The organism is Enterobacter sp. 01-M-02-SI-ECC (assembly GCF_047530595.1).
GTDB lineage: Bacteria > Pseudomonadota > Gammaproteobacteria > Enterobacterales > Enterobacteriaceae > Enterobacter > Enterobacter cloacae_M.
Genome location: NZ_JBLKCZ010000011.1, coordinates 64,402 through 86,547 on the forward strand (window position 1 = coordinate 64,402; position 22,146 = coordinate 86,547).

Annotated in this window: 20 protein-coding genes and 1 pseudogene; 7 read left to right on the top strand and 14 right to left on the bottom strand. The window is 56.2% G+C overall.

Annotated features, from left to right (window positions below; all coding sequences use genetic code 11):
- The first annotated feature begins 27 nt into the window (after positions 1 to 27).
- Positions 28 to 1,911, top strand: a complete 1,884-nt coding sequence (locus ACMWLG_RS15350) for a potassium transporter Kup (protein ID WP_023311950.1) — start codon at positions 28 to 30, stop codon at positions 1,909 to 1,911.
- A 39-nt stretch (positions 1,912 to 1,950) separates the two neighbouring features.
- Here the strand turns inward: ACMWLG_RS15350 and ACMWLG_RS15355 are convergent, their stop codons facing one another.
- From ACMWLG_RS15355 to ACMWLG_RS15385, 7 genes are read right to left on the bottom strand one after another with little or no spacing between them, the layout of a single operon-like run.
- On the bottom strand, positions 1,951 to 3,177 hold the full coding sequence (locus ACMWLG_RS15355) for a Zn-dependent hydrolase (protein ID WP_045399979.1): 1,227 nt from the start codon (positions 3,175 to 3,177) through the stop codon (positions 1,951 to 1,953).
- Positions 3,174 to 3,656, bottom strand: a complete 483-nt coding sequence (locus ACMWLG_RS15360; RefSeq protein ID WP_045354104.1) for an L-2-amino-thiazoline-4-carboxylic acid hydrolase — start codon at positions 3,654 to 3,656, stop codon at positions 3,174 to 3,176. Before ACMWLG_RS15360 ends, ACMWLG_RS15355 begins: the two co-directional genes overlap by 4 nt.
- Positions 3,657 to 3,674: 18 nt before the next feature.
- Positions 3,675 to 4,832 (bottom strand): branched-chain amino acid ABC transporter substrate-binding protein, encoded by a 1,158-nt coding sequence (locus ACMWLG_RS15365; RefSeq protein ID WP_414763000.1) that lies wholly within the window; start codon positions 4,830 to 4,832, stop codon positions 3,675 to 3,677.
- A 28-nt stretch (positions 4,833 to 4,860) separates the two neighbouring features.
- Positions 4,861 to 5,580: an ABC transporter ATP-binding protein gene (locus ACMWLG_RS15370; protein ID WP_045399974.1), complete on the bottom strand. Its 720-nt coding sequence runs from the start codon at positions 5,578 to 5,580 to the stop codon at positions 4,861 to 4,863.
- Positions 5,573 to 6,340: an ABC transporter ATP-binding protein gene (locus tag ACMWLG_RS15375; RefSeq protein WP_045399971.1), complete on the bottom strand. Its 768-nt coding sequence runs from the start codon at positions 6,338 to 6,340 to the stop codon at positions 5,573 to 5,575. The genes ACMWLG_RS15370 and ACMWLG_RS15375 overlap by 8 nt, the downstream gene beginning before the upstream one ends.
- Entirely contained in the window at positions 6,337 to 7,443 is a 1,107-nt protein-coding gene (locus tag ACMWLG_RS15380) for a branched-chain amino acid ABC transporter permease (protein ID WP_045399969.1), read from the bottom strand. Before ACMWLG_RS15380 ends, ACMWLG_RS15375 begins: the two co-directional genes overlap by 4 nt.
- An 8-nt stretch (positions 7,444 to 7,451) precedes the next feature.
- Entirely contained in the window at positions 7,452 to 8,402 is a 951-nt protein-coding gene (locus ACMWLG_RS15385) for a branched-chain amino acid ABC transporter permease (protein ID WP_045399966.1), read from the bottom strand.
- 170 nt (positions 8,403 to 8,572) lie between these two features.
- Here ACMWLG_RS15385 and ACMWLG_RS15390 point away from each other — a divergent pair, with 170 nt between their 5' ends.
- The gene (locus ACMWLG_RS15390) at positions 8,573 to 9,517 is read left to right on the top strand and encodes a LysR substrate-binding domain-containing protein (protein ID WP_045399962.1); all 945 of its coding nucleotides are present in this window, start codon (positions 8,573 to 8,575) and stop codon (positions 9,515 to 9,517) included.
- On the opposite strand, the gene ACMWLG_RS15395 is transcribed toward ACMWLG_RS15390, so the two are convergent.
- The 3 genes from ACMWLG_RS15395 to yddG all read right to left on the bottom strand — a co-directional run bounded on the left by ACMWLG_RS15395 (position 9,507) and on the right by yddG (position 12,606).
- Entirely contained in the window at positions 9,507 to 9,947 is a 441-nt protein-coding gene (locus ACMWLG_RS15395; protein WP_045399961.1) for a GFA family protein, read from the bottom strand. The genes ACMWLG_RS15390 and ACMWLG_RS15395 overlap by 11 nt on opposite strands.
- Before the next feature lie 77 nt (positions 9,948 to 10,024).
- A complete protein-coding gene (gene ompC / locus ACMWLG_RS15400; RefSeq protein WP_045619887.1) occupies positions 10,025 to 11,107 on the bottom strand; it encodes a porin OmpC in 1,083 nt (360 codons plus the stop codon).
- Between the two features lie 620 nt (positions 11,108 to 11,727).
- The gene (gene yddG / locus ACMWLG_RS15405; RefSeq protein ID WP_045399959.1) at positions 11,728 to 12,606 is read right to left on the bottom strand and encodes an aromatic amino acid DMT transporter YddG; all 879 of its coding nucleotides are present in this window, start codon (positions 12,604 to 12,606) and stop codon (positions 11,728 to 11,730) included.
- Between the two features lie 221 nt (positions 12,607 to 12,827).
- Between yddG and fdnG the strand changes: the two genes are divergently transcribed.
- The 3 genes from fdnG to fdnI are packed head-to-tail and all read left to right on the top strand — an operon-like array spanning position 12,828 to position 17,420.
- On the top strand, positions 12,828 to 15,875 hold the full coding sequence (gene fdnG / locus ACMWLG_RS15410; RefSeq protein WP_101677527.1) for a formate dehydrogenase-N subunit alpha: 3,048 nt from the start codon (positions 12,828 to 12,830) through the stop codon (positions 15,873 to 15,875).
- 11 nt (positions 15,876 to 15,886) lie between these two features.
- A complete protein-coding gene (fdxH, locus tag ACMWLG_RS15415; protein ID WP_023311937.1) occupies positions 15,887 to 16,771 on the top strand; it encodes a formate dehydrogenase subunit beta in 885 nt (294 codons plus the stop codon).
- Positions 16,764 to 17,420, top strand: a complete 657-nt coding sequence (fdnI, locus tag ACMWLG_RS15420; RefSeq protein ID WP_045399955.1) for a formate dehydrogenase-N subunit gamma — start codon at positions 16,764 to 16,766, stop codon at positions 17,418 to 17,420. The genes fdxH and fdnI overlap by 8 nt, the downstream gene beginning before the upstream one ends.
- A 51-nt stretch (positions 17,421 to 17,471) precedes the next feature.
- On the opposite strand, the gene ACMWLG_RS15425 is transcribed toward fdnI, so the two are convergent.
- The 3 genes from ACMWLG_RS15425 to ppk2 all read right to left on the bottom strand — a co-directional run bounded on the left by ACMWLG_RS15425 (position 17,472) and on the right by ppk2 (position 18,928).
- Positions 17,472 to 17,795, bottom strand: coding sequence for a CcdB family protein (locus tag ACMWLG_RS15425; RefSeq protein WP_045619889.1), 324 nt, complete (start codon positions 17,793 to 17,795; stop codon positions 17,472 to 17,474).
- Positions 17,795 to 17,983: a type II toxin-antitoxin system CcdA family antitoxin gene (locus ACMWLG_RS15430; protein WP_045354074.1), complete on the bottom strand. Its 189-nt coding sequence runs from the start codon at positions 17,981 to 17,983 to the stop codon at positions 17,795 to 17,797. The genes ACMWLG_RS15425 and ACMWLG_RS15430 overlap by 1 nt, the downstream gene beginning before the upstream one ends.
- A gap of 102 nt (positions 17,984 to 18,085) precedes the next feature.
- On the bottom strand, positions 18,086 to 18,928 hold the full coding sequence (gene ppk2 / locus ACMWLG_RS15435) for a polyphosphate kinase 2 (RefSeq protein WP_045399953.1): 843 nt from the start codon (positions 18,926 to 18,928) through the stop codon (positions 18,086 to 18,088).
- A 179-nt stretch (positions 18,929 to 19,107) separates the two neighbouring features.
- Between ppk2 and ACMWLG_RS15440 the strand changes: the two genes are divergently transcribed.
- On the top strand, positions 19,108 to 19,752 hold the full coding sequence (locus ACMWLG_RS15440; protein ID WP_045399951.1) for a quinolone resistance pentapeptide repeat protein QnrE7: 645 nt from the start codon (positions 19,108 to 19,110) through the stop codon (positions 19,750 to 19,752).
- Positions 19,753 to 19,872: 120 nt separating this feature from the next.
- Positions 19,873 to 21,045 (top strand): annotated as a pseudogene (gene araJ / locus ACMWLG_RS15445) (MFS transporter AraJ); the annotation flags it as partial.
- A 9-nt stretch (positions 21,046 to 21,054) separates the two neighbouring features.
- On the opposite strand, the gene ACMWLG_RS15450 reads toward araJ, so the two are convergent.
- Positions 21,055 to 22,146 (bottom strand): alkylhydroperoxidase domain protein, encoded by a 1,092-nt coding sequence (locus ACMWLG_RS15450; protein ID WP_045399949.1) that lies wholly within the window; start codon positions 22,144 to 22,146, stop codon positions 21,055 to 21,057.

The following is a 22,146-nucleotide window of genomic DNA, read 5'->3' on the forward strand; positions in this document are numbered from 1 at the left end:
AGGATTATCTGACTCTTGCTGGAAAATATGAGCCCTCGCCACAGCAGTGAACCGTCCCAACCGCTCTCCCGGTTAACCCTGCTTGCAGGAGGCGCGCTGGGCGTCGTTTTTGGTGATATCGGCACCAGCCCGCTCTATACCTTCCGCACGGTGCTGTCGCTCTCTGAGCATGACCCTACGCCCGGCGTCATCCTGGGCCTGCTCTCCCTGATTACCTGGACACTCATCCTGGTAACGTCCATAAAATATGCCGCCTTTGCCATGCGAATTGATAATCATGGCGAGGGGGGCATCATGGCCTTAATGTCGCTTCTGGTGGAGAAAGGCAAAGGCGGGCGCTGGGTGATTTTTTCCGCCCTTATCGGTGCCGCTTTAATTTACGGTGACGGCGCGATAACCCCGGCTATCTCCGTGCTTTCTGCCCTTGAAGGGCTGGAGATGGTCATTCCTGAATCTCAGCCGTACATATTGCCCCTGACGGTGGCGGTCCTGCTGGCGCTGTTTCTTCTTCAGCCTTTTGGTACTGCTCGCATAGGGAAAATATTTGGCCCGGTTATGGCGGTTTGGTTTTTGGCGATTGCTGCGCTGGGCGTGCGGGGGATCGTTCAACACCCGTCGGTATTGCTGGCCCTCAACCCTGCGTACGGCATCGCGTTTTTGTTTTCGAACGGGTACACCAGTTTTCTGGTCCTGGGCGGCGTTTTTCTCTGCGTGACGGGTGCCGAGGCCCTGTATGCAGACATGGGGCATTTTGGCAAAAAGCCCATCTGGCTTGCCTGGTACGGCATCGTCTTTCCTTCGCTGCTGCTCAACTATGCCGGCCAGTCAGCGCTGATTCTGGCCGGTGCCGACAGCAAGCAAAACCTTTTCTACACGCTCTGTCCGCCTGTGCTCCAGGTTCCGCTCATCATTCTTGCCGCGCTGGCGACGATAATCGCCAGTCAGGCGATTATCACCGGCGCTTTTTCCATGACGCGCCAGGCCATACAGCTTGGCTGGTTACCCCGATTACGCATCAAGCAGACGGCGGCGGAAAGCTACGGTCAGATTTATATCGGGATAATCAACTGGCTGCTGATGGGGGTAACCATCGGGCTGGTGGTGTTCTTTAAATCCTCCGATAAGCTCGCCGCCGCGTACGGCATTGCCGTGTCGTTAACCATGCTGATGACCACGGGGCTGCTGTTTGTGGCAATGCGCGAAGTGTGGCGCTGGAGCCTGGCCAGCAGCGCGGTGATTGCCCTCTGCTTCCTGGTGATTGATGCCACCTTCTTATTTGCCAATCTGATTAAGGTCCTGGAGGGCGGCTATATTCCGCTGCTGATGGCCGCAGCGATTTGTACGGTGATGCTGATCTGGCACCGCGGCGTCAAGGCGGTATCCGCATCGGTGGGCGAGAAGGGCGTCAGCGTGGATGCGTTCTTTGCCCAGCTTCAGCAAAAGACGGTGCCAAGAGTGGCTGGCTCCGCCGTCTTTTTGACCCGGACACAGAACAATATTCCGCCGGTCATGCGCTGGCACGTCGCGCGAAACCGGGCGCTACAGCAGGACGTGTTGTCGCTTACCATTGATATTCTGAATGTGCCATACGTGGGGGAAGAGCAACGCATCAGGGTAGAGCAGCGGGCGCCGGGCTACTGGCACGGCGTGGCGCAGTATGGTTTTATGGAACATCCGGACATCCCGCGTTTGTTGCAGGGGGTCAGCGAGATTAACGCGCTTTTTGCCACGGACGACGCAACCTGGTATGTCGGGCATGAAACTATTGTGGCAGGCGAGGGTGAGGCAGGTATGGCGGCCTGGCAACGGCACATCTTTGCGTTCATGAAGCGCAACTGTACGCACGTCATTAACCACTATCACCTTCCCAGCGATCGGGTTGTCGAAATCAGCCGACGCGTTGCCGTGTAGATTCTGGCGAAAGCAGAGCTCCTCTGCTTTCGCACCGTTCTATCTCTCAAGGGCCGCGGACAGAACGCTATGCAATAGCACGTTCGCCCCTTTTTCCGACCATTCTGGCAAGATCCTCTCCGCTTCGTTATGGCTGATGCCTTTCACGCAGGGGATAAAGATCATGCTGGCGGGCGCCATTTTGCTGACATAGCAGGCGTCGTGTCCCGCACCGGAGACCATTGGTTTCGACGAATAGCCCAGTTCCGCCACGGCCTTCTCCGAACGCGCCAGGCATTCGGCATCAAACGCGACGGGCGCGTAGTCAAAAATGCGCTCAACGGCAGCAGCGACGCCGCGCAGGCTGAGGCTTTCAGAAACCTTATGCAGCGCCGCTTCCATGGTTTCCAGAGCCTGCTGTGCCGGATGGCGAAACTCAACGCTGCATTCCACGCGAGACGGCACAACGTTGCGCGAGTTTGGCGTAACCTTCGCCATACCGATCGTCGCGCGTCCGTCCGGCGCATGCCGATAGCCAATCTCTTCCACCTTCAGCGCCAGCTCTGCGAAGGCGGTCAGCGCGTCGCGGCGGCTGTGCATCGGCGTCGTGCCCGCGTGGGCGGCGAATCCGTCCAGCGTCAGGGTAAACCAGCGCTGGCCCATTGCCGCGCGGACTAACCCGATATCAATGGCTTCATCTTCCAGGATCGGACCCTGTTCGATGTGCAGTTCGTAGCAGGCGTGAACGGGAAACGAACGGGCAGGGGTTTCACCCCGGTAGCCAATGCTCTCCAGCGCTTCGCCCACGGTAGTGCCTTCGTTATCCGCGCGGGCATGCGCGTATGCTTCGCTAAACTGTCCCGTCCAGACCCCTGAAGAGAGCATGGCCGGCGCAAAGCGCGCGCCTTCTTCGTTAGTCCAGTTCACCAGCACAACGTCACGTTCAGTCTCAACGTTATGGTCGTTAAGGGTTCGCAGCAGCTCCAGCCCGGCCAGCACGCCGTAAACCCCGTCGTAGTTACCGCCCAGCGGCTGGGTATCCACATGTGAACCCGTCATGACCGGGGCAAGCTGCGTGTTTTTCCCCGCGCGACGGATAAACATATTGCCCATGCTGTCGACGTCGCAGGTGAAACCCGCGTCCAGCGCCCAGTCGCGCAGCAGGTTACGCGCAATACGATCTTCCTCGCTCAGCGCCAGACGGGTCACGCCGCCGGCGGGCGTGCAGCCGATCTGCGCCATCATCTCAAGCGTTGACCACAGCCGTTCGGCGTTAACGTGGATCATGGCTTGTCCTTACTGCTGCGGTAGCGGAAATCACAGCACGAACCGCCCTGCATGATGGTAGTCGTGCGGGTCAGCTTCACGTCCGGCGCATAGCCAACGATGAATTTTTCATCGCGCGCGCAGGAGAGCAGATGACCAATCTCTCCCAGCCCCATCTCGTGATACATCTCCGCGTAGCGGCAGCGGGTCACGTTGTAGTTGTACTGCTGGTCGTCGGCGTCGATCACCTTCACGTCAAGCGCGTTATCTTTTTCCCACAGATACTGCAGGGCGATGAAGCTCTTTACGTCCGTGCCGTTGGGTTCTTTGCTGGCAAACGCTTTGCCAGCGTCAATCGCGGCCTGCTCAATGGCCTCGCCAATGACCGCCTGGGCGCGGGTTTTCCCTATCTCGCGCACCAGGATTTCATAAATTGGCTTTATAATTTCTGCTTCAATTTTGCGGCGGGCGAGAATGCCCAGCTCGTTATTATCACTCATCACATTGCCCTCGCTGCGTTACTTCGCTTTTGCGCCACCCAGCACGGTTTGCGGCTGCCATTTGCCGTCGACAACTTTGTAAACGGTGAAGGACGGCGATTTCAGGTTACCTTCTTTATCAAACGCGATCTGGCCGGTGACGCCGGAGTAGCTGATGGCGCGCAGGGCGGGCAGATAGTCGGACGGCTCAACGGAGTCTGCTTTTTCCATCGCCGCAACCAGCACGCGGGTGGCGTCATAGGCGAACGGGGCGTGCAGTTCGATATGGGTGTGGTAGCGTGCCTGATAGGCCTGTTCGAATGCCTTTCCACCCGGCATCTGGTCAACGGGCAGACCCGGCTCCAGCGCGACCACGCCTTCGCCTTCTTTCTGGGCCAGCTGCAGGAACGTCTGGCTGACAAATCCGCCTGCGCCCATCAGCTTAGCGTTCATACCCAGCTGTTTGATACGACGCGCCAGCGGCGCTGCCTGACTGTCGACGCCGCCGAAGAAGATCAGATCGGCGTTTTTACTGCGGATGGCGGTCAGCACGGCGCTGAAGTCCACCGTTTTGTCATCAACGTACTGACGATCGACAACCTTCACGCCCAGCGCTTCAAGCGATTTAATAAACTGGTCCGCCAGGCCCTGACCAAAGGCGGTACGGTCGTCGATCACCGCAATGCGTTTGGCTTTCAGCGTATTAACCGCGTACTGACCGGCTAGCTGACCGCCGTCGTCGTCGTGGCCCATCACGCGGAAGCTGGTATCAAAACCCTGTTTGGTATAGGCGTGACCGGGCGCGACCGGTGCCACCTGGGCGATGCCCGCATCGTGATAGATACGTGCGGCTGGAATACTGGTGCCCGTGTTCCAGTGACCAACAATGCCCGCCACGCCGCTATCCACCAGACGCTGCGCCACGGCCACGGCGGTGCGCGGGTCGGACTGATCGTCTTCGGACTGTAGTTTGAAGGTCACCGCTTTGCCGCCGATGGTCGGGTGCTGCTTGTTAATGTCGTCAATGGCCAGCTGCGCGCCGTTCTCCAGATCCTTACCGATACGGGCAGACGGGCCGGTGAGCGGGCCTGCCAGACCGATAACCACGGTTTCACCGTCGACTGCCCACGCGAACGTCGAGGCAAAACTGCCGAGGAGGATAGCGGCGCTGAGCGCACTGATTTTTACTGTTTTCATTGTTTTTCCCTGATGTTGGCTGGTGTTGTTAAACGGGCATTTCGCCCAAATAAATCTGTGCAATCTGGTCATCATTGAGCAGCGCTTTCGATTCGCCGTGATGGACGATGCTGCCGCTGTCCATCACCCACGCGCTGTCGGTGACTTCCAGCGCGAGACGGGCGTTTTGTTCGATAAGCAGCAGGGCAACGCCGCGTTCGCGCAGCCCGGCGATAACGGCAAAAATGTTCTCGACCATCTTCGGGGCAAGGCCCATCGAAGGTTCGTCGAGGATCAGCAGCCGCGGGCGGCTGAGCAGGGCGCGGTTAAGGGCCAGCAGCTGTTGCTCGCCACCGGACAGCAGCCCGGCAAGCTGATGCTGGCGCTCGCCCAGGCGCGGGAAGCGCTCGAAGATCTCGTTCATCTCGCGCCTGACGGTGACAGTGTCACGCCTGAGCCAGGCGCCCATCTGCAGGTTTTCCAGCACCGTCATTCGGGAGAAGATCCCCCGGCCTTCCGGGACCATCACCAGTCCGTCACGGAGCAGGGTTTCGGGCTTGTGCTTACGCACCGCTTTACCGTTGAATTCAATACGACCGCTAAAGTTTTCCAGCCCGGTAATGGCGCGTACGGTGGAGCTTTTCCCCGCGCCGTTCGCGCCGATCAGCGTAGCCTGTTCGCCCTCGCGCAGGGTAAAAGAGACATCGCGTACGGCCTGAATACCGCCGTAATGCACGTCCACACGTTCCACCTTCAGTAATTCAGACATGGGCGTTGCCTCCAAGCCAGGCGGCGATCACTGCCGGGTCGCGACGCACGCTCTCCGGCGTGCCGCTGGCGAGCGTTTTGCCGTAATCAAGTACCGTCAGGCGATCGCAGATGCCCATCACCAGCTTGACGTCATGTTCAATCATCAGCAGGGTTATGCCGTCATCGCGCAGGCGGATAAGCAGCTCGCCGAGCGCCACTTTTTCCGCCGCGTTCATCCCCGCGGCGGGTTCGTCCAGCGCCAGCAGCAGCGGATCCGTTGCCAGCGCGCGGGCAATCTCCAGACGGCGTTGATGACCATAGGCCAGATCGCAGGCGCGGTAGTGGGCGAACCTGGCAATGCCGGTGTACTCCAGCCAGTGCCTGGCCAGTTCCCGGGTCTGCATCTCTTCCTCGCGAGCGCGTTTGTGACGGCTCAGCGCGGCCCACAGGCCGTTACGGGTGCGCACGTGGCGACCCACCATCACGTTTTCCAGCACCGACATGTCGTTAAAGAGGCGCACGTTCTGAAACGTGCGGGCAATCCCGGCGGCGGTGACTTTCTCAATGTGCTTTGGGAAATAGGGCTTGTCGGCAATCGAAAATTCACCGCTGTCCGCCGGATAAAGCCCGGTGATCAGGTTAAAACAGGTGGTTTTTCCCGCCCCGTTAGGACCAATCAGGCCGTAGATCTCACCCTTGTTCACGGCGATCGAAACGTCATCCACCGCGGTAAGACCGCCGAAGCGTTTGGACATATTGCGTACGGTTAACAGACTCATGTATTCACCTCCTTGTGGCGTACCGGCCAGATCCCGGCAGGACGCACCAGCATGACCAGCACCAGCGCCAGGCCGTAGAACAGCTGACGCAGCACTTCCGGGTCAATCAGTATCGTACCGAACAGCGCCTGCTGAACCGGAGCTGCCTGACTGCGCAGCAGTTCCGGCAGGGCGGTGAGCAGTATCGCGCCGAGGATCACGCCCGGAATGTGTCCCATCCCGCCCAGCACCACCATCGCCAACACGGCAATGGATTCCTGTAACGTGAAGGATTCCGGGGAGACAAAGCCCTGAAACGCGCCGAACAGGGCACCCGCCACGCCGCCAAAAGAGGCACCCATCGCAAATGCCAGCAGCTTATAGTTACGCACGTTGATGCCCATCGCGCGGGCCACATCCTCATCTTCACGGATGGCGTGCCAGGCGCGGCCAATACGAGAATGCTGCAGGCGCAGGCAGACAAAAATAATCGCCACAATCACCAGCATCAACAGGTAGTACCACAGCCACAGCGCGGGCACTTTGAAACCTAACCAGTGGTATACGCCGCTAAACTTCAGGCCGAACAGATTCAGCGTATCCACCCCGGTAATGCCCTTCGCACCGTTGGTGATGTTCACCGGACGGTCGAGGTTGCGCATCAGGATGCGGATGATTTCGCCAAAGCCGAGGGTCACTATCGCCAGGTAGTCCCCGCGCAGCTTCAGCGTGGGAGCGCCCAGTAAAATGCCGCAGACCGCTGCGACGAGCGCCGCCAGCGGAATAATCAGCAGATATGAGGTGTGCAGCCCGTCCGGGAACCAGACGTTGAGGATCGGCAAAACCTCCAGCAGGTGTGGCGAGGCCATCAGCGCGGCGAGATAGGCGCCGACCGCGTAAAAGGCGATAAACCCCATATCCAGCAGGCCGGTATAGCCCACCACAATGTTAAGCCCCAGCGCCAGCATGATGTAGAGCAGGGCAAAGTCGATAACGCGTACCCAGTAGTTGCCGCCAAGCTGCGTGGCTACCACGGGGGCAACCAGCAGCGCGAGGCAGAACAGAACCATGCCTGACCAGAATTTGCCCGTCGCCGCCGGGGTTTGTAGTTGAAGCGTTGTCATTGTTTCCCTCACGCCCTGTGCGCTACGCGCTCGCCCAGCAGGCCTGCCGGACGGAAGACCAGCACCAGGATCAGCACCATAAAGGCAAAGACGTCCTGATAGTTGCTGCCGAAGACGCCGTGGGTCAGTTCACCCAGGTAACCTGCGCCCAGCGCTTCGATGATGCCGAGCAGGATCCCGCCAATCATTGCGCCACGAATGTTACCAATGCCTCCCAGCACGGCGGCGGTAAAGGCTTTGATCCCGGGCAAAAAGCCCATTGAGAAGCTGGCGTTGCCGTAGTTGCTGGCCATCATGACGCCTGCCAGCGCGGCAAATACGCCGCCAATGGCGAACGTCAGGGTAATAATGGCATTGGGATTAACCCCCATCAGCGTGGCCACGCGCGGGTTTTCCGCCACGGCGCGCATGCCGCGGCCCAGGCGGGTGTATTCCACCAGCAGCCATAGCCCCGTCATCACCGCAAGCGCCAGTGCCACGGTAACAATGCCGGTGACGGTCACAATGGCGGGGGGATGCTGTTCACTTCCTGACGTCACGGCGATCGGTTCCATAGGCAGGATCTGCGGGAACATCAGCGGGTTGCGCGTCCAGATAATCATCGCCACGGTTTGCAGCAGGACCGAGACGCCGATACCCGAGATAAGCGGTGCCAGGCGCGGGGCGTTGCGCAGTCGACGATAGGCAAAGCGCTCCACGGCCATTGCCAGCAGGGCGCAAACGGCCATGGCAATCACTAGGGCAACGCCAAGCTGCAACAGCAGCGGCATGTGAGGGAAAGTGGCGTTCAGGGCGTTAATGGAGGAAAGGGTGGTGAGCGCACCGACCATCAGAATATCGCCGTGAGCAAAGTTAATAATGCGCAAGATGCCATACACCATGGTATAGCCCAGCGCGATCAGCGCGTAAATGCTGCCCAGCATCACACCGTTGATCAGTTGTTGTATGAGTGTATCCAACGTCTGTTCCCGCAAAGTCTTTTTTCTGCGGCTACCATCCGATAAATGAATTAAATTGTAAAATACACATATATTATTTCTTATGATAAACCGCTATTGCTTCATCTTTATGATTTATATAAAGATAATGCAATCGTATTTTCAGGTGAAAAGCCTAAAGAAATCAACATATGAATAAAACAGAACAATCGTCAGCTTTGTCTGCGTATGCAGACAGCCGTCTGGCAAACGACCCACCGCTTCGCGCCGTCCGGGCCTTTGAGGCCATCGCCCGGCTGGGCAGCGTCACGCTGGCCGCGCAGGAACTGGATATCTCACCGTCGGCGGTCAGTCATCAGCTCAAGGTCCTCGAAGGGTATCTGCAAATGCCGCTGACGGAACGTCAGGGGCGCAGGCTGGTGCTGAGCCAGCACGGACGTGAATATTACCGCTCGATCCGTGCTGCGTTTAACGTGCTGCGCCAGGCAACGGAGCATCTGGCCGAGCAGGCGCAAACGCGTCAGGTCACCATCAGCCTGATCCCGCTTTTTGGCATGGGGTGGTTTATCCCGCGTCTGCCTGATTTTATGCGTGCCAACCCGCAGACCGAGATCAACGTTGTGTATGCCAACCATCGTAACTATCTGAGCGATGCGTCGGATATGTCGATTCGTTTTGGTAACGGCCAGTGGGCGGGCTATCAGAGCGAAAAGCTGATTTCCGGACAGATGGTTCCGGTGTGTAGCCGCGCGTTTTTGCGCATTCATGGCCATATCGATACGCCTGAGCAACTGCTGCAAATGCCGCTGCTGCATGATGAGGAGCGCACCAGCTGGCCGCAGTGGTTTCAGTTGCAGGGGGTAAAACGATCTCTGCGGCGCAGCGGCCCCCTGTTTGAAGACGGGCTGTTAACGCTGGCGGGCGTACAGGCCGGGCTGGGCTGCGCGCTGATGCGCGAGCCGCTGATCGCGCCTTATCTTGAGAGCGGCGAGCTGGTGAAGATATTTGACTTACCCATTGACGACGGGCGCGACTATTATCTCTGCACGCGTGCCGATTCAGAGATGACCGAGGACGGTAAGCTGCTGCAAAACTGGCTTCGTCGGGCTGCAGGCGTCGAACCGCTTACGGCGTAAGCAGGCAGTGTTTATCAAGCGCTTCAATTTCCGAACCGCTGTAGCGCGCGTATTGCCCGGTCAGACCAAAGAACGCGGGCTGGGTTTCGGTGTAGATTTCCGCGGCTAGCACCAGCCGGCGTCGCTCATCTTCACCCATCTCAAGCAGCGTCCAGGGAATGAAATAGCGCGACGTTGAGGTCAGTTTGAACCACAGCGGGCAGCCGCAGCCGGGGCAGAACCAGCGTTCGCCGCGCGCCGATGACGCGAAATGAGAAGGGGCGATAGAGTCTTGCTCAAGAAGTGGTTCGCCCTGCGGCTCAAGATACATGGCAATGCCGCCCGACCACTTCTGGCATTGGGTGCAGTGACATGCGTATACGTCAAAATTATTGAGGCTCACGCTGAACTGACTCATTCCGCACAAGCAGCGTCCTTTGAATATGTGCATGGCGTACTCCTTGTTGACGCCAGAAATCCGTATAAAAAAAGCCAGCCGCATGGGCTGGCCTTTTATCGTGACAAATCTTAGAACTGGTAGGTCAGGCCTACAGCTACGATGTTGTCGGTAGCAACGCCAGTTGCTTTGGTGAAGCTGTTGTCGTCAACCAGGTTGATTTTGTAATCAACATAGGTAGACATGTTTTTGTTGAAGTAGTAGCTCGCGCCAACGTCAACGTATTCCACCAGATCCTGGTCGCCGTATGAACCGATGTCTTTACCTTTGGATTTCAGGTAAGCGATGGATGGACGCAGGCCGAAGTCGAACTGGTACTGAGCAACAACTTCAAAGTTCTGAGCTTTGTTCGCGATATAACCGTTACCGAAGTTGGTCATGTTTCGGGTTTCAGAGTAGGTGGTTGCCAGATAGATGTTGTTCGCATCGTATTTCAGGCCAGCAGCCCATACTTCTGCGTTCTCACCGCCAGCGTTAACGGTGTTAGCGACGCGACCTGCAGCAACCTGACGGTCAGTACGGTCAGATTTCGCGTAGGTTGCACCGACACCGAAACCGTCCATTTCATAGGTAGAAGACAGACCCCAGCCGTCACCGTTCGCTTCGGTGATGTCGTTACGGTCGTTTTTACCCTGGTACTGAGCGGCAACGTTCAGACCGTCAACCAGACCGAAGAAGTCGGTGTTACGGTAGGTTGCAACGCCAGTCGTACGGCCAGTCATAAAGCCATCGGTCTGAGTCCAGGTATCACCACCGAACTCTGGCAGAACGTCAGTCCACGCGCCGATGTCGTAAGCAACACCGTAGTTACGACCGTAGTCGAATGAACCGAATTCGTTGAATTTCAGACCCGCGAAGGCCAGACGGGTTTTGTTGCCGTCAGAGCCCTGTGATTCAGAACGGTTGCCTTTGAACTCATATTCCCACTGGCCGTAACCGGAAAGCTGATCGTTGATCTGAGTTTCGCCTTTGAAGCCCAGACGAACGTAAGTTTTGTCGCCGTCGTTATCAGTATCATCAGAGAAATAGTGCAGACCTGTTACTTTACCGTACAGATCCAGCTTGTTACCGTCTTTGTTATAAATTTCAGCCGCGTTTACAACGCCTGCTGCCAACATGGAAGTCACTGCCACTGCAACTAATTTAAGTTTCATCTTAAATGTTCCTTATAATTTTCTTTGGTATTTCCTGAGCCACTTTGAACGATTTCTAAACGAGGCCGATCGTCAATGGCATGCTATTTTTAAAAATCTTGTAGTCCTATTTCAATAATAAGTTTCAAATTATTAGCAATAATTTCATTTAGTGTGATCGAGATCGGGTAAATGACGATGAAATAGCGTCAAATGATTAGCATTTAATCAATTAATTGCCGGGTTGATTGCTGTGGATATAGTTTCTTTATGGTTTTATAAAAAATGGTAATTATCGGTATTTCCGTTCATTTTTGAGGGGTGAACGGTCTTTATAGCCGTAATGCCTTGTTTTGTCCCCTTAATGCACGGAATTTCCGTTCTGAAGGCTGAAATAAACAGAAAAATACTATTGCACTTTGTGCTATTAATCTTGTGAGTATTTGGACAGTATTAATCACCTGTCGGTGTCAATTTATGTCAATGCGGGAGGGCCGGAATTTACGAAAGGGGGTGGAATATAAACAGAATCTAAACACGTGCTCTACTGTTCATATGAATATTTTGGCGTGCGCTCACATATTAAATTTATGTTAATTATTTGCTGTCGGGATAAATATTCCTCGACAGCAAAACCGACATTATTGTCTTGTTGCGTACCAGCAGAGCAACGACCCGGCGCAGACCATCAGCGCGCCCTGCCAGAACGAGAATGAGAGGGGCGAACTCAGCACTGCGGCGGCAAGCGCGGCGGAGAGGACAGGGGTAAAATAGGATACGGCAGCGAGTACCGTGACGTTACCGTGAAGGATGCCAATATTCCATGCGGCGTAACCAAACCCAAGCGCAATACCGCACATGACGAGTTTCACTATCACCGGAAGCGTAAACACCATCTCGGGCTGATCGCTCAGGAAATATTTCACCCACAGGGTCAGCGCGGTCAGCAAAACAAACAACGTGATGCCGTTTTGTCCTTTCGCAAATTTGCTGGTGACCGTGCAGTAGGCGGCCCAGATAAATGCCCCGGCAAACGCCAGCGCGTAGCTCAGCGGGCTGGAAACGATATTGCGGGTTATTTCATCAAGATGTAAACCCTGTTCACCGCCCAATACCCAGCAGACACCCAGCAATGAGACGGCTAAGCCGGGGATCACCAACAGGGTCGATTTCTGCCCGTTGAACAAGATGGCAAACACAATGGTCAGGCTTGGCCAAAGGTAATTGACCATGCCCACTTCTATTGCCTGCGAGCGCGTTGCGGCATAGCCCAGCGACAGCGCCAGGCATATTTCGTAGCTGACAAATAAAACGCTGCCGGCAATAAGATAGCGGGGTGAAAACCGCCTGATATCAGGAAATCCTACCGTCACCAGACACAGTAATCCGCTGAGGGTGTAAATCATCGCCGCACCGCCTACCGGGCCCAGTCCCTCACTCACGCTGCGAATAAGGCCGACCATGGTGCTCCATAACAGTATTGCCGCCAGCCCAATAAGCGTTGCTCTTTTTCTGTCCATTACTTCGCCATTGTAATAACAATCAAAGGAAAAATGTATCGCATTCATCCTGACGCTGTCGCCAATTATTCTCTTAAACCGTTAATCAAAAAGGAGTATTTAAAGGTTCCGGGGGTGACTATTAAGGGGGGGAAGGCAGATGACCTTGATTTGACGCAAAAAAATTAGGGGCTTTGCTGTTAGTTTGCGGCGCGAAGTCTTTTCAGATAACGAGGACAACAATGGACGTCAGCCGCAGACAATTTTTCAAAATCTGCGCGGGCGGTATGGCCGGAACAACGGCAGCCATGCTGGGATTTGCTCCCAAAATGGCGCTGGCTCAGGCACGCAACTATAAGCTGCTGCGCGCAAAAGAGATCCGTAACACCTGCACATACTGCTCCGTAGGTTGTGGGCTTTTAATGTATAGCCTGGGCGATGGCGCGAAGAACGCCAGAGAAGCGATTTACCATATTGAAGGGGATCCGGATCATCCGGTAAGCCGCGGCGCACTTTGCCCGAAAGGGGCGGGGCTGCTGGACTATGTACACAGCGAAAACCGCCTGCGCTACCCGGAATACCGCGCGCCGGGTTCTGATAAATGGCAGCGTATCTCCTGGGATGAGGCCTTCTCCCGTATTGCCAAATTAATGAAAGCCGACCGCGACGCTAACTTTATTGAAAAGAACGCCCAGGGCGTAACGGTTAACCGCTGGTTATCCACCGGCATGCTGTGCGCCTCGGCGGCGAGTAATGAAACCGGCATGCTGACGCAAAAATTTGTGCGCTCTCTCGGCATGCTGGCGGTAGACAACCAGGCGCGCGTCTGACACGGACCAACGGTAGCAAGTCTTGCTCCAACATTTGGTCGCGGTGCGATGACCAACCACTGGGTTGATATCAAAAACGCTAACGTCGTGGTGGTGATGGGCGGAAACGCCGCGGAGGCCCATCCGGTGGGGTTCCGCTGGGCGATGGAGGCGAAAAACAACAACGATGCGACGCTTATCGTCGTCGATCCGCGCTTTACGCGCACGGCATCGGTGGCCGATATCTATGCGCCAATCCGTTCCGGTACGGACATTACGTTCCTGTCCGGCGTGCTGCTGTACCTGATCGAAAATAATAAAATTAACGCGGAATACGTTAAGCACTACACCAACGCGAACCTGCTGGTGCGGGATGATTTTGCCTTTGATGACGGGCTGTTTAGCGGCTATGACGCCGAAAAACGCCAGTACGATAAAACGTCCTGGAACTATCAGTTCGATGAAAACGGCTACGCGCTGCGTGATGAAACGCTGACGCACCCGCGCTGCGTGTGGAACCTGCTGAAGCAGCACGTTTCCCGCTATACGCCGGACGTGGTGGAAAACATCTGCGGCACGCCGAAAGCGGACTTCCTGAAGGTGTGCGAAGTGCTGGCCTCCACCAGCGCCGCCGACAGAACCACAACATTCCTCTACGCGCTGGGCTGGACGCAGCACACCGTCGGCGCGCAGAACATCCGCACCATGGCGATGATCCAGCTGCTGCTCGGCAACATGGGGATGGCGGGAGGCGGCGTGAACGCGCTGCGCGGTCACTCAAATATTCAGGGGCTCACCGACCTTGGCCTGCTGTCAACCAGCCTGCCGGGCTACCTGACGCTGCCGTCTGAAAAGCAGGCGGATCTGCAAACGTATCTTGAGGCCAATACGCCGAAAGCGACGCTGCCGGACCAGGTGAACTACTGGAGCAACTATCCGAAGTTCTACGTCAGCCTGATGAAATCCTTCTACGGCGACGCGGCGCAGAAGGAGAACGACTGGGGCTTTGAGTGGCTGCCGAAGTGGGACCAGGCCTACGACGTCATCAAGTATTTCAACATGATGGATAAGGGCGACGTCACGGGATATATCTGCCAGGGCTTCAACCCGGTGGCCTCCTTCCCGGACAAGAACAAAGTCGTTCGCAGCCTGAGCAAGCTGAAGTACATGGTGGTTATCGATCCGCTGGTGACCGAAACGTCCACCTTCTGGCAGAACCACGGGGAATCGAACGATGTCGACCCGGCGTCGATTCAGACCGAAGTGTTCCGCCTGCCGTCCACCTGTTTTGCGGAAGAGGACGGTTCCATCGCAAACTCCGGCCGCTGGCTGCAGTGGCACTGGAAAGGTCAGGATGCGCCGGGCGAAGCGCGTAATGACGGTGAGATCCTCGCCGGGATTTACCACCGCCTGCGCGAGATGTACCGCACCGAAGGCGGCAAAGGCGCTGAGCCGCTGCTGAAAATGGGCTGGCACTACAAGCAGCCGGATCGTCCTGAGTCAGAGGAAGTCGCGAAGGAGAACAACGGCGTGGCGCTGGCGGATCTCTATGACGCCAGCGGCAACCTGGTGGCGAAGAAAGGCCAGCTGCTGAGCAGCTTCGCGCTGCTGCGCGACGACGGCACGACGGCGTCGTCCTGCTGGATCTATACCGGCAGCTGGACGGAGCAGGGTAACCAGATGGCCAACCGCGATAACGCCGACCCTTCCGGGCTGGGCAATACGCTGGGCTGGGCATGGGCGTGGCCGCTGAACCGTCGCGTGCTTTACAACCGCGCGTCTGCAGACGTAAACGGCAGGCCGTGGGATCCGAAACGCATGCTGATTCAGTGGAACGGGGCGAAGTGGACGGGGAACGATATCCCGGACTACAACACCGCCCAGCCGGGCAGCAACACCGGGCCGTTCATCATGCAGCCGGAAGGGCTGGGACGCCTGTTTGCCCTCAACAAGCTGGCGGAAGGGCCGTTCCCGGAACACTACGAGCCGATGGAAACGCCGCTCGGCACCAACCCGCTGCATCCAAACGTCATCTCCAGCCCGGTGGTGCGCATCTACGAAGAGGACGTGCTGCGGCTGGGTAAAAAGGACAAGTTCCCGTACGTGGGGACGACCTATCGCCTGACCGAGCATTTCCATACCTGGACCAAGCACGCGCGGCTTAACGCTATCGCGCAGCCGGAACAGTTTGTGGAGATCAGCGAGACGCTGGCGAAGGCGAAAGGCATCGCCAACGGCGACCGCGTGAAGGTGAGCAGCAAGCGCGGCTTTATTCGCGCGGTGGCGGTGGTGACGCGTCGTCTCCAAAGCCTGAACGTGCACGGCCAGCAGGTGGAAACCGTCGGGATCCCGCTGCACTGGGGCTTTGAGGGCGTGGCGCAGAAAGGCTACATCGCCAACACCCTGACGCCAAACGTCGGCGATTCCAACTCGCAAACGCCGGAGTACAAGGCGTTTCTGGTCAACATCGAGAAAGCGTAAGGAGCGATTAAATGGCGATGGAAACACAAGACGTTATCAAACGCTCCGCGACCAACCCGATTACCCCCGCGCCCCGCGCGCGGGACTACAAGGCAGAGGTCGCCAAGCTTATCGACGTCTCCTCCTGCGTGGGCTGTAAGGCCTGCCAGGTGGCCTGCTCGGAGTGGAACGATATCCGCGACGAGGTGGGGCACTGCGTGGGGGTCTACGACAATCCGGCGGATCTGAGCGCCAAATCCTGGACGGTAATGCGCTTTAGCGAAACCGAGCAGAACGGCAGGCTGGAGTGGCTGATTCGCAAAGACGGCTGCATGCACTGTGAAGATCCGGGCTGCCTGAAGGCGTGCCCGTCTGCCGGCGCGATTATTCAGTACGCCAACGGGATTGTCGACTTCCAGCAGGACAACTGCATCGGCTGCGGGTACTGCATCGCGGGATGTCCGTTTAATATCCCGCGGCTCAATAAAGAGGATAACCGGGTATACAAATGCACCCTGTGCGTGGACCGCGTCAGCGTCGGGCAGGAGCCTGCCTGTGTGAAAACCTGTCCGACCGGGGCTATCCACTTCGGCACCAAAAAAGAGATGCTTGACGTGGCGCAGGCGCGCGTGGACAAGCTGAAAGCGCGCGGCTACGAGAATGCGGGCATTTATAACCCGCAGGGCGTGGGCGGTACGCACGTGATGTATGTGCTGCACCATAACGACCAGCCGGAGCTGTACCACAACCTGCCGAAGGATCCGGCGATCGATACCTCCATCAACCTGTGGAAAGGTGCGCTTAAGCCGCTTTCGGCGGCGGGCTTTATCGCCACCTTTGCCGGGCTGATTTATCACTACATCGGGATCGGGCCGAACAAAGAGGTGGATGACGACGAGGAGGATCATCATGAGTAAATCGAAAATGATAGTGCGCACGAAGTTTGTCGACCGCGCCTGTCACTGGACGGTCGTGATCTGTTTCTTCCTGGTAGCGGTGTCGGGGATTTCGTTCTTCTTCCCGACGCTGCAGTGGCTGACCGAAACCTTCGGCACGCCGCAGATGGGGCGCATTCTGCATCCGTTCTTTGGCGTGCTGATTTTCGTGGTGCTGATGTTTATGTTCGTGCGCTTTGTCCACCATAACATCCCGGACAAGCAGGATATCCCGTGGGTGAAAGGGATCGTCGAAGTCCTGAAGGGCAACGAACATAAGGTCGCGAAGGTGGGGAAATACAACGCCGGACAGAAGATGATGTTCTGGACCATCATGAGCATGATTTTTGTGCTGCTGGTGACCGGCGTGATTATCTGGCGTCCGTATTTTGCGCACTATTTCCCGATTCAGGTGATTCGCTACGCGCTGCTGATCCACGCCACGTCGGCCATCATTCTTATCCACGCCATCCTGATCCATATGTATATGGCGTTCTGGGTAAAAGGATCGATTAAAGGGATGATTGAAGGGAAGGTGAGCCGCCGCTGGGCGCAGAAACACCACCCGCGCTGGTATCGTGATGTGGAACGGCTGGAAGCGAAAAAGGAAAGTACGGAAGGAATGAAGTAAGACCTGCGCCGTCGGCTTTGCCCGGCGGCGCTGCGCTTGCGCTGGCCTACGTTATGTATTGGTCACTAACGCATCTATCGCCGCGATAACAGTACTTCTCGCGCTGCGAAGATTACATACATAATCTTTATTATTTAGTTTCTGTTTCTCCACGTGTGTTATGCCAGCGGTGTTAAGGAAATATCGCTCGAAATCAATATTCACTAAAGGCATCGCGGCATTGATATGTCCACGTAGATAGCTATGGTAGCTTAATGGAATAATCAGTCTTGTTGATAAATCATCATAATAGTCATGTTGAATTATCATAAAATAAGGCTGGTAGTCCCGTGTTCTTTCTGAAGGGTTACGGTAAACGTCAAACTGAAAGCACATTAAATCCCTCCAAAGAAAGGATCGTCTGATAATAATCCCGCTTTAGCCGTAAATTCATTCATGGCTTTTATGAATTCTTTATCTTGCTGATGCTCTCGTCTTCGCGCCTCTGGTGTACGGGCCTCGCGGGAGACTCCACTCGCCATGCTCTCCCTTTTGCCATAGTCTTTGTTACGGTTTGGCTTCATTTTCAGCTCCTTTGTTGGTGCGGTCATTATCAACCGCAGCCAACAAAAAACAATACCGTATCCCCTGGTAATCTACATTCTGCGAGGCGTATTCCAGTAATTTCAGAACCGCTCTTCCACATACCGGAACGGATATTTTGTGGGTTTGACTTTACCAATTTTACGTTTCGGTAAATCCACCTTTTCGACGTGAATTTCTTTATAAGGAATTTGGGTGAGCAGGTGCGAAATAATATTCAGACGCACGCGTTTTTTATCTTCTGAACGTGCCACAAACCACGGCGCCCATGCGGTATCTGTCGCTTCAAACATGGCGTCGCGCGCGAGGGTATACTCGTCCCACAGGTTAAAGGACTTAATATCCATCGGCGATAGCTTCCAGATTTTACGACCATCGTTAATACGGTCGCGCAGGCGGCGCTCCTGCTCTTTAGGCGTGACCTCCAGCCAGTACTTCAGCAGGATAATCCCGGCATCCACCATCGCTTTTTCCATCACCGGCGCACCATCAAGAAACTTCTCAACCTGCTCGGGGGTGCAGAATCCCATGACCCGCTCGACGCCCGCGCGGTTGTACCAGCTGCGGTCGAATATGACGATCTCTCCGGCGGCAGGCAGATGGGGAACATAACGTTGAAAATAGAGCTGGGTTTTCTCTTTCTCGGTGGGTGCAGGGAGGGCTACAACGCGAAACACGCGAGGGCTGACGCGCTCGGTTATCGCTTTAATGGTGCCGCCTTTACCGGCACCGTCGCGTCCTTCAAAAACAATACACACTTTTAGCCCTTTTGCGACGACCCACTGCTGGAGCTTAACCAGTTCAACGTGGAGGCGACGTAGCTCTTTTTCATACTCTTTGGTCTTCAGCACGGGTTTAACCAGGCTATCTACGCTCGCTTTGGTCACGGTCGCTGCTTTGGTTTTATTCTGCTTTGCGTTTCCCATGATAATTCTCATCTCCGGATCGGGTGATGTGCTTAGAAGGAACTAACACTTTGAAGTGTAATGCTGGCCTGCAACCTTCGCGGGAATTTTTGACATGTGTGTCAGATAAGCGTGTTTCTCTTCTGCAGGTAACGGGTTAGAATGGTGACAGATACTGTATGAATAAACAGGTTGGTGTGATGGCATTGATTTTTGAGGGCGAAAAAATCGGTCGTACTCGTTTTACCGGCGAGAAAATAGAGAATGCAATCTTTCGTAACTGCGACTTTTCCGGCACGGATTTAACCAGCACGGAGTTTATTGGCTGTCAGTTCTATGACCGGGAAAGCCAGCAGGGCGGTAAGTTTACTCGGGCGCAGCTTAAAGATGCTATTTTCAAAAGCTGCGATTTATCGATGGCGGATTTCAGGCATTCGAATGCATTAGGCATCGAAATTCGTGAATGCAGGGCGCAAGGGGCTGATTTTCGCGGGACCAGTTTTATGAACATGATCACTACGCGTACCTGGTTTTGCAGTGCTTACATAACAAAAAGCAACCTGAGCTATGCCAATTTTTCGAAGGTGGTTCTGGAAAAATGCGAGTTGTGGGAAAACCGCTGGAACGGTGCGCAAATACTCGGTGCCACCTTCAGCGGCTCGGATCTGTCGGGGGGCGAGTTCTCCTCTTTTGACTGGCGAGCAGCCAATTTTACCCACTGCGATCTGACCAACTCAGAACTGGGTGAACTGGACGTGCGCGGTATTGATTTGCAGGGTGTCAAACTGGACAGCTATCAGATTGCCCAGCTGATGGAGCGGCTTGGCATCGTGGTTTTGGGCTAGCGGTATTCACAACCTTACCTGAATTAATGGATTAACCTGCCAGCCAACGGATTTGAGCTGGCTCACCATACAAGATTATTCAATAATGTCCGTCGCGTGTGATTAACCAGTGGTTGAAGTATGAAAAAGACAATTTTTTCGTTGGCGCTTGGCACATTTGGCCTCGGAATGGCCGAATTTGGCATTATGGGCGTGTTAACCGAGCTGGCACATGACACCGGTATTTCGATTCCCTCCGCCGGGAATATGATCTCGTTTTATGCGTTCGGCGTGGTGATTGGCGCCCCGATTGTGGCGCTGTTCTCAGGCAAGTTTTCGTTAAAGACCACGCTGCTGTTTCTGGTAGCGATGTCCGCTGTCGGCAATGCCCTGTTCACGTTTTCCACGTCCTATTTCTGGCTGGCGGTGGGGCGGCTGATTTCCGGCTTTCCGCACGGGGCTATTTTTGGCGTCGGGGCGATTATCCTGTCTAAAATTGCGCCACCGGGCAGGGTGACGGTCGCGGTGGCAGGGATGATCGCCGGTATGACCGTGGCCAACCTGATGGGCGTTCCGCTGGGGACCTGGCTCGGACATCAGTTCAGCTGGCGTTATACCTTTTTTCTGATTGCCGTGTTCGATGCGCTGGTGATCCTCTCGGTTCTGCTCTGGGTGCCGGACATCCGCGACACTTCAGAAATCAAATTGACCGAGCAGTTCCATTTTCTGAAAAAACCAGAACCCTGGCTGATTTTTGCCGCCACCATGTTTGGCAACGCCGGGGTGTTCGCGTGGTTCAGCTTCGTTAAGCCGTTTATGGTTAACGTCTCCGGTTATTCAGAAGGGATGATGACGGCCATCATGATGCTGATGGGGCTTGGCATGGTGTTGGGCAATCTGCTGAGCGGTAAGCTCTCGGGGCGTTTTAGCCCGCTGCGCATTGCGGCCACCACCGACATGGTGATTGTCGCCTCGCTGCTGCTGCTTTTCGCCTTTGGTGAACTGAAAACGGCCTCGCTGGTCATGGGCTTTATCTGCTGTGCCGGACTGTTCGCGCTCTCTGCGCCGCTACAAATTCTGCTTCTGCAAAATGCGAAGGGCGGTGAGATGCTGGGGGCGGCAGGGGGACAGATGGCGTTTAATCTCGGCAGTGCGATTGGGGCGTACTTTGGCGGGATGATGATTGTCCTCGGCTTTAGCTGGCGTTACGTTACGCTGCCGGCGGCAATACTCTCTTTCTCGGCCATGAGCGCACTGCTGATCTACGGTCACCTGCGGGCCAGACGGGCTCAGGCTAACGCTCGCGCGCTAGCCTCACAGGCTTCAGGCAAACCAGGGCTCACCCAGGGTCAGCATCAGGCGGTTGGCCCAGGCGAAGAACGCGGCGGACTGCACCAGATCAAGCTGCGCTAAGGTATCCAGCCCCTCTTTTTCCAGCGCGGCAAGGTGCAGCGGCGTGGCGGCAGGCGGCGTGACCGACAGCGCCGCCGCAAAATCGATTTCCGCCTGCCAGCGTGCGGATTGCCCCTCGCTCAGGGACCGCCCCGGCCTCACGGCCAGCAGGGCTTCTACCGCCGCGTCATCCTTTGACAGCTGGCTGGCTTTACGCGCATGGACAGATGCGCAGTAAATGCAGCCATTGATTTTACTGGCGACCGTTGCGGCCAGCTCGCGCTCGGCGCGCGGCAATCCCCCCGATGTATAAAAAATTCCTTTATCCGTTAACGTGCGCTGTTCAAGCACCGGCAGGTTGCGCCCCAGCAGGCGGAAGTAGTCGGAATCGGTATGGCCAAATTTCGCCAGAATGGCAACCTCATCGTCACGGAAATCCGCCAGCGGTTTGGCCGCTATCCACGGTTCCCATCCCAGCTCCTGCTGGGTAAACGCGACGGGTGCCGCCTTCCCGGTGACCGTTGTTGCGGTCGTGTGCCAGATGCCTGCCGCCACCGGCGCATCGCTTTTGGCGACGGGCCTGTCGTTCAGCAGCCGCAGCCCGGTGATGAGTCGGCTCTGGAAGCTCACAAACGCAATAAGCTGCGCCAGGGTAACAATGCCTTCCTTGCTCCATCCCGCCTGGGTCAGCGCCCTTAACGCTGCGGGCGTCGCTTCGACGGGGGAGAACGTCAGCAGGCGCGCGAAGTTCAGCGCCGGGGTCAGGCGTTCTGAGGTGGGATCGGCCAGGCCAAATCCCGCATAGTGCGCGGCCAGCGCCTCCGCGCTGTGCCACCTGGCGACTTTTGCCGCTACGGCGAAGCGCTCGTCCAGTGCAAAATCAGCATCCTGCTGGCTAAAGAGAATTTCGTAGCTGCCCTGCGCGTGACGCGTGGAGGCATCACGCGTGGCGCGCGCCTCTGCCAGAGGGGAACCGGGTTTAATTTCCGCCAGCTCGGCGAGAATGTCCTGACTTAACGACAT

Excerpts from the sequence above, each read along its gene's own strand:
- ACMWLG_RS15350 (WP_023311950.1), top strand. The coding sequence starts at position 28 with ATGAGCCCTCGCCACAGCAGTGAACCGTCCCAACCGCTCTCCCGGTTA.
- ACMWLG_RS15355 (WP_045399979.1), bottom strand. The coding sequence starts at position 3,177 with ATGATCCACGTTAACGCCGAACGGCTGTGGTCAACGCTTGAGATGATG.
- ACMWLG_RS15360 (WP_045354104.1), bottom strand. The coding sequence starts at position 3,656 with ATGAGTGATAATAACGAGCTGGGCATTCTCGCCCGCCGCAAAATTGAA.
- ACMWLG_RS15365 (WP_414763000.1), bottom strand. The coding sequence starts at position 4,832 with ATGAAAACAGTAAAAATCAGTGCGCTCAGCGCCGCTATCCTCCTCGGC.
- ACMWLG_RS15370 (WP_045399974.1), bottom strand. The coding sequence starts at position 5,580 with ATGTCTGAATTACTGAAGGTGGAACGTGTGGACGTGCATTACGGCGGT.
- ACMWLG_RS15375 (WP_045399971.1), bottom strand. The coding sequence starts at position 6,340 with ATGAGTCTGTTAACCGTACGCAATATGTCCAAACGCTTCGGCGGTCTT.
- ACMWLG_RS15380 (WP_045399969.1), bottom strand. The coding sequence starts at position 7,443 with ATGACAACGCTTCAACTACAAACCCCGGCGGCGACGGGCAAATTCTGG.
- ACMWLG_RS15390 (WP_045399962.1), top strand. The coding sequence starts at position 8,573 with ATGAATAAAACAGAACAATCGTCAGCTTTGTCTGCGTATGCAGACAGC.
- ACMWLG_RS15395 (WP_045399961.1), bottom strand. The coding sequence starts at position 9,947 with ATGCACATATTCAAAGGACGCTGCTTGTGCGGAATGAGTCAGTTCAGC.
- ompC (WP_045619887.1), bottom strand. The coding sequence starts at position 11,107 with ATGAAACTTAAATTAGTTGCAGTGGCAGTGACTTCCATGTTGGCAGCA.
- yddG (WP_045399959.1), bottom strand. The coding sequence starts at position 12,606 with ATGGACAGAAAAAGAGCAACGCTTATTGGGCTGGCGGCAATACTGTTA.
- fdxH (WP_023311937.1), top strand. The coding sequence starts at position 15,887 with ATGGCGATGGAAACACAAGACGTTATCAAACGCTCCGCGACCAACCCG.
- fdnI (WP_045399955.1), top strand. The coding sequence starts at position 16,764 with ATGAGTAAATCGAAAATGATAGTGCGCACGAAGTTTGTCGACCGCGCC.
- ACMWLG_RS15425 (WP_045619889.1), bottom strand. The coding sequence starts at position 17,795 with ATGTGCTTTCAGTTTGACGTTTACCGTAACCCTTCAGAAAGAACACGG.
- ACMWLG_RS15430 (WP_045354074.1), bottom strand. The coding sequence starts at position 17,983 with ATGAAGCCAAACCGTAACAAAGACTATGGCAAAAGGGAGAGCATGGCG.
- ppk2 (WP_045399953.1), bottom strand. The coding sequence starts at position 18,928 with ATGGGAAACGCAAAGCAGAATAAAACCAAAGCAGCGACCGTGACCAAA.
- ACMWLG_RS15440 (WP_045399951.1), top strand. The coding sequence starts at position 19,108 with ATGGCATTGATTTTTGAGGGCGAAAAAATCGGTCGTACTCGTTTTACC.
- ACMWLG_RS15450 (WP_045399949.1), bottom strand. The coding sequence starts at position 22,146 with ATGTCGTTAAGTCAGGACATTCTCGCCGAGCTGGCGGAAATTAAACCC.